This window comes from Verrucomicrobiota bacterium, assembly GCA_016871495.1.
GTDB lineage: Bacteria > Verrucomicrobiota > Verrucomicrobiia > Limisphaerales > VHDF01 > VHDF01.
The window spans coordinates 32,378-43,246 of sequence record VHDF01000037.1; the positions used below are offsets into that span (position 1 = coordinate 32,378).

General features: G+C 60.4%; 8 protein-coding genes. 6 read left to right on the forward strand and 2 right to left on the reverse strand.

Annotated elements, in window-relative coordinates; translation table 11 throughout:
* The first annotated feature begins 205 nt into the window (after window positions 1-205).
* From FJ404_10130 to FJ404_10150, 5 genes are all read left to right on the forward strand, one after another.
* Entirely contained in the window at window positions 206-991 is a 786-nt protein-coding gene (locus FJ404_10130) for a DUF4331 domain-containing protein (protein ID MBM3823226.1), read from the forward strand.
* Window positions 992-1,466: 475 nt separating this feature from the next.
* Window positions 1,467-2,342: a tetratricopeptide repeat protein gene (locus FJ404_10135; GenBank protein ID MBM3823227.1), complete on the forward strand. Its 876-nt coding sequence runs from the start codon at window positions 1,467-1,469 to the stop codon at window positions 2,340-2,342.
* Window positions 2,343-2,360: 18 nt separating this feature from the next.
* Window positions 2,361-3,611: a HupE/UreJ family protein gene (locus FJ404_10140; protein ID MBM3823228.1), complete on the forward strand. Its 1,251-nt coding sequence runs from the start codon at window positions 2,361-2,363 to the stop codon at window positions 3,609-3,611.
* A gap of 770 nt (window positions 3,612-4,381) precedes the next feature.
* Window positions 4,382-4,849 carry a hypothetical protein gene (locus FJ404_10145; GenBank protein ID MBM3823229.1) on the forward strand — a complete coding sequence of 156 codons (468 nt, stop codon included), beginning with the start codon at window positions 4,382-4,384 and terminating at the stop codon, window positions 4,847-4,849.
* Window positions 4,850-4,870: 21 nt separating this feature from the next.
* Window positions 4,871-5,203: a hypothetical protein gene (locus FJ404_10150; GenBank protein MBM3823230.1), complete on the forward strand. Its 333-nt coding sequence runs from the start codon at window positions 4,871-4,873 to the stop codon at window positions 5,201-5,203.
* Between the two features lie 184 nt (window positions 5,204-5,387).
* Here the strand turns inward: FJ404_10150 and FJ404_10155 are convergent, their stop codons facing one another.
* On the reverse strand, window positions 5,388-6,008 hold the full coding sequence (locus tag FJ404_10155) for a hypothetical protein (GenBank protein ID MBM3823231.1): 621 nt from the start codon (window positions 6,006-6,008) through the stop codon (window positions 5,388-5,390).
* A 76-nt stretch (window positions 6,009-6,084) separates the two neighbouring features.
* Window positions 6,085-7,119, reverse strand: coding sequence for a sigma-70 family RNA polymerase sigma factor (locus FJ404_10160; GenBank protein ID MBM3823232.1), 1,035 nt, complete (start codon window positions 7,117-7,119; stop codon window positions 6,085-6,087).
* Window positions 7,120-8,318: 1,199 nt separating this feature from the next.
* On the opposite strand from FJ404_10160, the gene FJ404_10165 reads away from it, so the two are divergent.
* Window positions 8,319-10,869, forward strand: a 2,551-nt coding sequence (locus tag FJ404_10165; protein ID MBM3823233.1) for a hypothetical protein, incomplete at its 3' end; no start/stop codon positions are given.

The window sequence follows — 10,869 nt, forward strand, 5'->3', positions numbered from 1 at the left end:
CACCGCATGAAGGTTGGAACAAGGCATTGGGGCGGTGAGTTCGTTTGAAGGACCGGCCGGGCTCGAGGCGAAATCACCTCTTTTGATCTCCATGCATCCGATTTCCGTCCGGCTTCGTTAAGGGTGTAGTAACAGGCCGCCTTTCAGGGCGGGCTCCGTTGTTTGATGCCGAACCATGACCTTGAACTCAACCCTGTCGAATCCCATGAAACATTTCCCACCTCCCTCGCCGTCGCGGCTGCTCGCCGCGTGTTGCACGCTGTCCGCGGCCTCCTTGTTCGCCTCCAGTCACCGCGAAGCGCCCGGGATCACCTCCACACCGAAACTGGATTGCTCCGACTTCTATTTCTTCAACAGTTACGAGTCCGGACGCGCGGACTATGTCACGGCGATCGCGAATTACATCCCGCTTCAAGACGCCTATGGCGGCCCCAACTACTTTTCTCCCGCAACTACGTTCGAGGGGCGCTACGAAATTCATTTCGATAACACCGCCGATGCGCGTGAGGATCTCACGTTTCAATTCCGGTTCACTCGCACGACCAAGGACATCGCCCTTCCCATCGGTCCGTCCGGCAGCCAAAAGCAAACGGCTGTTCCCTTGATCACCGTGGGACCCCTTTCCGCGGGCAACACGGCGAGTTTGAATGTGGAGGAATCCTTTGCCATCGACCTCATTACGGGGGACCGCCGCACGGGCGCCATCACCGTCATTTCGAACGCCGTCACCGGCGCCGCTGCCCTTCACCGATGGCGCCTTGGTGAACGCCACCATGTTCAGCGACAAGTTCCCTTACCTCCAGCCGCCTTTGGGGGGGGCACCCAACGATCAGACCCTGAACATTATCCTTCAATCGGCGGCCCGGGTGGAGGGGCCGTATCGTCCGACCTCGGCCTCGTTCGACACGGCTTCGAAGGCACTGAGCGCCTCCGCTCCCGATGCGGGCGCTGGTTTCTTCCGGCTCCTGTCGGACGGACGGGTGAAGTTTGATTCCATCCGCGTGGTGGAGGGTGTCATCAATCTCGGAATCGGATCCGAATAGTCCTTCCACGGCAAGCTGCGCTCACGCTTGTATTGCGAACCTGGAATCGATCATGAAACGTTTCCACCCACTTGGAGCCGCGGGGCTTCGGTTCCGCGGCGCGGTTCGAACCGCGTTCCTCGCGGGTTGCGTTTGGCACCTGATGATCCCGGGTTGGGCGGAACAAACGAGCTCACTTCCGTTCATCCCGAAGGAGGACTCCGTTGTTCTGGCACACCGGCCGCCCCGGTTGGTTCCATCACAGGAGGTGGAGCTGGAACAAGCACGCAAGGCCTTTCGAGAACAACCGGACGATTCCGCCAAGGCCCTGGCCCTCGCGGCGGTCTTGATGCAGAAAGGCCGGACCTGGGCGATCCGCGATTTGTCGGCCAAGCCCAGGCTGTATTGCATCCCTGGTTGTCGCAGGCTGCTCCTTCGCCGGAAATGCTCCTCTTCCGCGCGGACGTCTCCCAATTCCTGCACGATTTCGAATCGGCGCTGAAGGACTTGGACGCGGTGTTGCGAACCCATCCGCGCCGCGCCCAGGCCTGGCTGATGCGTGCCAATATCCTGCAAGTGCAGGGTCAATACGCGGAGGCCCGGGCGGCCGCCGTCCGACTCGTGACCGTTGCGCCCCAGTTGATTTCGGTGGGATGCGCATCCGGACTGGCGGCGGTGACGGGCTCGGCTCGTCAAGGCTATGCGGTCTTGGAGGAGACCTTGACACGATCCAGCCTGGCGCCGGCGAGTGAACGACGCTGGGCCCACACGATCCTGGCCGAAACCGCCGCGTCCTTGGAACAAACCTTCGACGCGGAGCGACACTTCAGAGCGGCACTCGAACTCGAGCCTCAACATGCCTACACCCTGGCCGCGTACGCCGACTTCCTGATGGATCAGGATCGTCCGATGGATGTGGTTCGATCGCTGCGGGGAAAAGACGGGCCCGAGTCCGTGTTGCTCCGGCTTGCCTGGGCTGAACGGACGATATCGCCTCAGGGCGGAAGCTGGCGCGAGCTTGCTGCAAGATTGCGCGGCCGGTTGGAGAGCACGGACAGCCGGGGCGAACCTTTGCATCGGCGGGAGTACGCGATGTTGCTGCTTCGTGTCCTGGGTCAACCGCGCTTGGCCCTTTCAGAAGCGAAGCTCAACTGGGAAACTCAAAAAGAACTCGCCGACGCCCGGATCCTGCTGGAGGCCGCGGCCGCCTTGGGGGACTCGGAATCCGCCCGACCGGTGCTGAACTGGATGACGGCGACCCGGATCGAAGATGTCCGACTCCACTCCCTGGCTCGCCGGCATGGGAGCGCGACACTCTGACTCTGGTGGAGGAATGCGATGACTCTATATTTCAAGCCACGAGGCGGACGGCGGTTTTTGGGAGCAGGGTTGTTGCGAGGGTGTGGATGGCGGTCTGGGACAGGCCGGACCTCGCCGTGGACCCTTGGGAAATGCATGCCGCGGTTTGGTTTTCTACTTGTATGGTTGTGCTGCGGATCATTTTCGGCCGGAGCCCATACCGCGAGTGATAGTTTTTTGGAATTGCGCCATGCTGGATCTGAATTGCAAGGGCGGTGGGATTTGCCGCTGCGGGATCTGGAATTGGCCTTGGGCCTGGACCTCAATCAGGATGGCGTTATTACGTGGGGCGAACTCAAAGCCCGGGCTGGGGCGGTTACCACCTACGCGCTGGCACGGCTGAGCATGGACGCGGGTGAGGTCACGCTCGCACCCGAGCCGGAGGATCTGATGGTCTCGTCGCGCATGGGGACTTCCTATGCGGTCGTGCGATTTCGATGCCGAGGCGTGCCGGAAGGTGAATCGCTCAAAGTGCGGTATGGACTCTTTTTCGACCTCGACCGGCAGCATCACGGTTTTCTGACCTATCATCGGAGTTCGGGTGAGGTCGAGACCGCGGAATTCAGTCCTGCTCGCGCCGCCCATGAGTTGTCGTCAGCTCCGACTTCCGCCAGCGCGGTCGTTTCGCGGTTTTGCGCGGAAGGAATTCGTCACATTTGGGTGGGATACGATCATATTTTGTTTCTGGGCGCTTTGCTGCTTTCGGGAGTGTTGTTGCGGGGGGAGCGTGGCGGGGTGGTGGGAGTCACCCGTGGGCGCGAATCCCTTTGGAGTGTGCTCAAGGTGGTGACGGCGTTCACGCTGGCTCATTCCATCACCCTGAGTTTGGCGGCCCTGGGTTGGGTAGTTTTTCCTCCCCGCTTGGTGGAGATCGCGATCGCGGCCTCGGTGGTGGTGGCTGCGGCCAACAATGTGGCGGGTTGGATGCCAGCCCGAGGCTGGCTCATCGCCTTCGCGTTTGGATTGATCCATGGTTTCGGATTTGCGTCGGTGTTGTCTGAATTGGGATTGCCGCGGGGATCCATGGCGCTGGCCCTGGCCTCATTCAATGTGGGAGTTGAATTGGGCCAGGCCGCCATCGCCGCCGTCTTTTTGCTCCTGGCTCTGGCCTTCAAGCAGTCCTGGTTTTTCCAGCCCGCCGCCATGCGCTACGGTTCGGTGGTCATCGCCTTGTTTGGAATAACCTGGATGGCGGAACGGATTTGCGATCGTTCCTTTCTGCCGTTCTAGCCGGAAATGCTTGCCCGTTCCGCGATTGGGAATGTCCAAGCTGACCCGCCGGGCGCCAGCGTGAGGAGATCGCCGCGGGCGGTTTGAGAAGGGGGAAACGCCATGAACGTTGCGCTCCGACAACGTGCGGATGGGCCGGTCTGGCGGCAGCCGAGAAATCCGGACTGGCCAGTCCGCCGCAGATCTGTCATCGACGCCTTTCATGAGCCCGGATTCAGTGGATCCCCAAACCCAGGCCCCGGCACCGGGGACAACCCTGCAGACAGCGCTGTCTTGGGAAGAGGTGTTGCGAAATCGACGTTCCCGACGATTCTGCCTCGGCATGTCGATGGAAGGCGGGCCGCTGGCGTATCGCAGCATGTATCCACCGAGGCCCCTGACCGAAATGGAAACAGGCGCCCTGGCATTTGCCGCCTGCGGCATCACCGGTCACGCGTTGATCGATCTTCGTTTTGACGCCGGGCATGGCGGGAACATTGTTGCGGGCGCCCTTGGACGCACGATTGCGAGCGGCGACGCCATTCATACTTCGGGGCTCGCCGTGATCGACGACCAGGCGACATGGTATGTGAAACGGCCCCAGGATTTGGCTCCGGACGCTGTCCGCAAGGCCATCGAACTCGGACGCCGCGGAGATCACGCGGGTTTCTTCACGCTTGCGAGAGTGAAGCTGCGCGATGGTCGGGCGGCTCCCCGGCTGGACCCGATTTACAACATTCGGGTGAATCAGTGGTCACTCTACCGGCCTGGCACGACCCATTTTCCTGCCCTTGAGCGAGTTGTCGTTTCTCTACATCAACGGCTTGTTGGAGATTCTCAACGAAGATACCGGGGCGTTCATCGTGGACGAGCGAGCCTTGTTTCGACCGGCTGGACTGGCCGCCTTTGGGCGCAGCCGAGGGGGGCATCTCGAGGATGATCCGCGTCTCGGCCGGACGGTCACGGTTCAGCGTGTTGAGTCCATGGTGGCCGAGTTCGCGGCGATCGAGCAGGGCATGATGTTGCAGAATCTCGGATTGATGGCGGAAGCGATGGGATTGGGTGGATTCCCCAATTTTGCCAATCACGAATATGCCTGGTTCGAGTCCTTGGGTTTTCGCATGAGTTCCATGAGGGCCTCGCGGTATCTGTCGATGCCGGGGTGGGTGGGAATGCTCTTGAGTTGGACGGGCCGCGACGTGCCGGTTCCTTTGCCGCTGGGGCTTCAGGTGGAAGAACACTGGCTCATGCGAGCGTAGTGTCCACCGATCTTTCCTTCGATGCGGGACGCGGTTTTGTCGGTGGTGGAAGCGAAGTTTGGTGCGAGCGGCGTGTTTCGCGATTCACTCTCCGGGCATGCGTGGAAGGACGTGCAGTTGCAAAAGGCGGTGCCGGGGCTTTCCGAGCGTGCGATTGAAGCGACCGTCGCCTATTGCGAATACGTGTGGAAGCGTTATGGACGTTTCCCGGCGACGCTGCCGCCTTTTCGCACCACCGTAGGATTCCAGGCCTGCCACCTGGACGCCGAATTCTACGACCGTTTTTATCGCCCGGAGGCCCTGAGCCCGGCTCATCGCGCCGATTTTGAGCGATGTCGCGGTGCTGGATCTTAAACCTGGAGACGGGAATTGATCCGCATCATCTTTCGGCAGGTCTTTGACACTCAAACTTTTGCGCATCTCGACGCTGCTCAACTGCCGTTTCCAGCCAAAAAACTCCGCCGGGCCGAGGTGCGGAGCGGTGAGTAACTTCACCATCAAGTCAGTCGGGAGGATGAAAGGACCAAGCCCTGCGGACCTACTTCATTCCCAACGCGGCCAGGTTTTCGAGACTCACGACGGCGATCAGGGTGCAGCCGTCTTCGGACCAATTCACACCATGCGCGGTGCCCGGTCCTGCCCGGTGGAAGTCTCCCGGTCGCAGGAGACGGTCCCCAACGTGTAAATCACCGGTCAGCATGTAAAGACTCTCTGGACCGGCGTGAGCATGCGCCGGAAAATGAGTGCCAGCTTCCAATCGCCCGAGGACCACGGCGTAACCGCGAGCCTGTTCAAGTGACAGCACCTTGATGAAGGCGCCCGGAACGGCCAGTGGACGCCATTCTCCCTGACCTGAAGGGAGATAATGGAATTCGAGTGAGGTGTCTGGCGTTGGCTCGATTTGGGTGTGAAGTGAAGGGGGACGTCCCGACAAGTTCTTCAGCAGACGAGCCTTGAATTCAGGGCGCGGCTCTCGAACCTGCGACTTGGCGAGACCCATGACCAACGCGGCTTCGCGGAAGGCGGCGGACTCACGCGCCCATTCCTGATCTCCAGCTTCGCGGAGTCGCCGGCACTCTTCGGCGTCGGCTGCATCCAACGCGCCGAGCGCGGCCAAGGCTGCCAGCTCCGATTTTCGTTCTAAGCTCATGGTGCTCATCGACTTCGGTTGGGGCGGTGAACTATCCCGTCCACGAAGTCCTCGAATACTATCATATAGAACCTGATTTCGCCCATCAAACTCTGCCTTCCAAGAAATCTCTCAACCGTGCCATGCCGCGGCGAATTCGCGCCTTGATCGTGCCGAGGGGTTCGCCGGTAGCGGCGGCAATCTCGGTTTGTGAGAGTCCGCGAAAAAAGGCCATTTCGATCGCCGCGAGTTGCTCCGGCGGCAACTCATCCAGCATTTTCCTGACCGTTAAAGCGCGTTCGGCCAGTTGCATCTCGCGGTCCGCCAGAGGGGTGGCGCCGGGTCCACGGACCTCGAACTCCGCGGTGGCTTCGCGCTTCGTTTTTTCCCTGCGCAGGGAGGACCTCAGGGAATCGATGGCCTTGTTGCGGGTGAGAGCCGCTGCCCAGGCGAGCGCACTGCCGTAGCGAGGATCATAAAGCCGCGCTTTGTCCCAGATCTGAAGCATCGCCTCCTGCAAGACATCCTCGGCGGCTGCTTCATCCCGAACGATCGACAACACAATACCCAAGAGAAACTTGGCGTTCCGATCGTAGAAGGACTCGAAAACCTGGAGATCACCCAATGCGATGCGGTGGAGCACTTCCGCATCCTGGTCCTTGGAGAATCCTAGGTTTTCTTTGGGCTCCATAGCATGACCTACGGAACTCGCGAGCGCGGCCTTCCCGAGCGCGGGTGGAGGTAAGCCTCTTGCCGCGTGCCCCGCCTCCCGTTTGAGGTCATGCGGGCAAGGGCAGATCGCCGAGCCGCGGAATCGCACGTCGATGACAGTCGATGAACAGTCAAGTTTTCCAAAAATTGGGTAAGTGTCCTGCCTGAAAAGCCCTGCCTCAGGCAGGTCCATCAGGCAAGTCCGGCGCCAAACCGCGCCGTCTACATCAACCAGGCCCGGCTCTGACAAGCTTGCGTCCCGGTCCAGCCCAATCCGTTCATTTTGCATGTTGTTGACTTCTGGAGCCGGACTGATCACACCCGCAGCGCGGGGTCCTATCCTCCGACTCGTGGCCGGAGCCCTATCCAACCAACGGTGCACGGGATCAATCGGACGCAGCGCGCGAAAAAAAGTTCGGGGAAGTCTCATTTTGGGGAGCGCGGCTGTGTCGAAGATCAGCTGCAGCGCGCGGACAGGTCGGAATTCTCCAGGTTTTTCAACGTGCTGCGGCGGGTCGAAGGACAACTCAGCCGCGCTCCGGGACAAAATGAGAACGACGGCGAAAGAAAGAGTGCTTCCTGACTGTCACCTCAATGCAACGGAATATCTGTTGGCCCTCCGGGCTGGGTCATCCTCCTATTCCACCGAAAACAGCGAAGAACCATTCATCAAGGCCAATTAATGTTTTGAGGTCTAACCCTTTGCAACCGACGTCACGTAACTCAAACTCGTCCCTCCAGGAATCCCACCGGGATTCCGTCCCAAAGCCCAAGGTTGCGAGGAACGAGCTACCTTGGGTCACGGTTCGCCAATGGAAACCAACCCCAACGGGGTTGCGACGAAAACCTATTTCCGATTGGCGGGGTAAAGCCACAACCGCGTTGCGGTTGAATTCATTTCCAAACAGCGACCCAAGGTAGCTCGTTCCTCGCAACCTTGGGCTGGAGGACACAATCCCTTTGGGATTGAAGGCGAGACTGCGCGCCTCCACAGAAACGATTCTTCCGACCTCCGCCTCATCGGTCGCCAAGTGGGCGCGACCTGATTCCGCGCCAGGTCAGGAGTTCTGAGACTTTTATTGAGTGGAACCGGCCAGATAGTGCATTCACAGGTTGTCGGTGATGCGCGCGGCAGCGCCGGGGCGCGGCGTTCACGCCGCTTCAAGGAGTCTCTTCAAAGGGGCATGGCATGTTCAACGGGCAAGGGTGCTGCCAAGGCGAAGGCATCCACCCTTGGCGGGCCATGGAACAGGAGGAGATCGCCGCGGTCGATTGGCGCGAGCGGAAGCGCCGTGAACGGCGCGCCCCGACAACCAGCGGATGCACCGCCGCTAGACTTGCAAAACCGCTTGCTTTGCCCCGGCATGTCGATGAGACTCACTTCACGTTTCCATGAGAGCTCCTCCTGCGAGGCATGTATTGTGTCTTTGAAGGTTGTAAAGCGGTTGACCGGTCATGGTTGCCCGAAGGTTGAGTGTGCAACCGAAGCGGATGCAGTCGACGGGCAAAACGTGACGGTGTTGCGACGCGGGAGTTCGATGGAAAACGGTCCTAATCGACAATAACCCAACAGCGATAATGAGAAGTCTATCGAGAAACAAGATCACCGGAACAAGTTGGCCGCTAGCCATGAGTCTGGCCGCGATGGGAATCGTAGCCGGGCAAGCCGCAAATTTTACATCGAACTTTGCCAATGACCCTGGAGGCACGCCCTTAGGCGTGGCGGAAGTCGAAGATGGGGTTTTGAAGTTGACCGACCTGGGAGATTTGCCCCCGGCCGATCCGCCTAAACCCCTTCCTCAGAACGGATCCTATATTCTTCCCGACTTCAACTCGGGCGCGCGGATCCAAAGTTTCAACGCCAAGTTCAAGGCTGCGGTGGGCGGCGGAACTTCGCTGGGCGCCCAAGGGTTCAGCTTCGTGCTGGGGGGCGATCTGGGCGTTGATGGCCGCACCTTCCGAGAAGGTGGTGGCGACTCCAAAGGGCTCGTCATTTCCTTCGACACGATCGACAACGACGGGAGCAGCAACGCCGAAGGCAATTTGCCAGGCGACGCGCCGGGCATCATCATCAAGATTGGTGGAGCTCGAGTCGCAGCAAGGTCCTTCCGCGGCATCCAAACCTATCCGGCGGACTCGACCGCTACCCGATTCGCCAATGTCGAAGTGAACGTGGACCCGGATGGAACCCTCGACGTGGTCTATGACGGGATCAAAGTCTATGACAATGTGGGCATCGGTTATACCCCCATTGCCGGTCAATTCGGATTTGGCGCCGGAACGGCGGAACTGACCGCCGCCATTCGGAACAACCACTGGATCGATGACGTCAACATCTCGACCACCACGGTGGCGAGCGGCGCCTTCGTCTCCTCGCGCGCGCCCGCTCCGTCCGGAGCTCGGGCGGATGCGGTGGTGTCCGTGGTGGTGGAAAACCTCGCCAATCCGGCGGTGACCATGACCTTTGACGGCCAATCGGTGACTCCTGTGGTGACAAGCGTGGGGAATACCCGCACGGTCACTTACGATCCGCCCGGGTTCCTCCCGTCGGGTTCCTCTCATCGCGTGGTGTTGACATTTGATTCCACCAAGGTGTTTGCGTTCGACTTCACCGTGGATCGATTTGTGACCATTCCAGCGTCGGCCAAGGCCAGGGCCGGCAGCGTGAACACGGGATCCAGTGGATTCAAGGCGCGGGTCTATCAGACCGCGGGTCCGGCGCCCATCAGCGTGACGCAGGCTGAACGTCTGCTCGCCGGAGCCTCCGGCCCCAACATCGCCGACTTGAGCGCCGCTCAAGGCGGACTGTTCAATCTGAACACGATTAACTGGGACGACAATGGAGACGGGGTTGGGCAATTCTCGCCTGACGACGCCATTCCCGGTTATCCGGGCCTCAATCCCGCGGGTGACGTGGCGGTCGACAGCATTGCGATTGAATCCATCGCGTTCCTCGACCTTCCGGCCGGGCTCGTGACGCTGGGGGTGACGAGCGATGATGGCTTCAAGCTGACGATTGGCGCGGATCCTCGGGACGTGACCGCTCCAGTGGTGGGGTCGTTTGAAGCGACCCGTGGTGCTTCCGAGTCCGTCTTTTCGTTTCTCGTGGCGGAAGCGGGTATCTACGGCGCCCGGTTGGTTTGGTTCGAGGGTGGTGGAGATGCCAACTGCGAACTCTATTCCATCAATGCCGCGGGCACTCGAATCCTCGTCAACGACCGTTCCAGTGCCGGCCATATCAAGGCGTATCGCGATCGGTCCGGAAGTGCTTCACCTTATGTCAGCAGCGCGAAACCCGCTCCCGGTGAGGTTTCGGTCAATGCCCGCCTGAACTTCGAAGTGTTGATTACGGAAGACGCGGCTGCGGTGAACTCGAGCTCCATCGAGCTCAAGATCAAGGACGTCAAGGTCACGCCGACCGTGACGAAGAGCGGAAAAGTAACCACGGTGAAATATGCTCATGCGGGTGCAGTGCCTGAAGGCACCTACACGGTCAGCCTGAGCTATTCCGATGGAGCTTCCGCCCAGGTCAGCAGTTGGTCGTTTTCGACCGCTCCCGGACCCTGCGAAAACGCCGCGGGTCCCGCGGCCACCGGCTACTGGTTGTTCGACTCCGCCAGTCTCAAGGCCAAAGTGGGCAGTGACATCGCCTACATCGATGCCTCCCTCAGCTCCCTTTATTCGTTCGGCACCAGCGGCCAGGGGGCTGCGGCGGATGTGCCAAGCTTGGATGGCCGGCCGATGAAATTCCTGACCATCCCCAGAAACGAAAATGGCACGGACTTCAAGAAGACCGGTATCCGTGTGAAACCGGGCCTGGCGCCCAGCGCCGGTGGCAAGAACGCCAACACGTGGACCATGATTGCCGACGTGCTGTGGGGCGAAGGGCACGGCTTCGGCACGATTCTGCGCACGCACGATCTGAACCAGGATAACGACGGCGACTTGTTCTGGCGCGCTTCAGATGGATCTTACGGCAAGGGCTGCTGCTCGAGTTACGATGGGAACACCGAAGCCAGCAGGCACGAGCGCGGCAAATGGGCTCGAGTCGTTCTGGTGGCGGACATGACCTCGACGCCGAAGCGTTTCGCGAAGTATGTCAACGGCGCGAAGCATCGTGAGGATGTCACCGGTGACGGCGCCAACATCGACGGGCGCTTCTCGCTGCCGGCTGAAATCT

What these genes read in the sequence shown, in the direction of transcription:
- FJ404_10130 (MBM3823226.1), top strand. Translation starts at nt 206, where the DNA reads ATGAAACATTTCCCACCTCCCTCGCCGTCGCGGCTGCTCGCCGCGTGT.
- FJ404_10135 (MBM3823227.1), top strand. Translation starts at nt 1,467, where the DNA reads ATGCTCCTCTTCCGCGCGGACGTCTCCCAATTCCTGCACGATTTCGAA.
- FJ404_10140 (MBM3823228.1), top strand. Translation starts at nt 2,361, where the DNA reads ATGACTCTATATTTCAAGCCACGAGGCGGACGGCGGTTTTTGGGAGCA.
- FJ404_10150 (MBM3823230.1), top strand. Translation starts at nt 4,871, where the DNA reads ATGCGGGACGCGGTTTTGTCGGTGGTGGAAGCGAAGTTTGGTGCGAGC.
- FJ404_10155 (MBM3823231.1), bottom strand. Translation starts at nt 6,008, where the DNA reads ATGAGCACCATGAGCTTAGAACGAAAATCGGAGCTGGCAGCCTTGGCC.
- FJ404_10160 (MBM3823232.1), bottom strand. Translation starts at nt 7,119, where the DNA reads ATGAGACTTCCCCGAACTTTTTTTCGCGCGCTGCGTCCGATTGATCCC.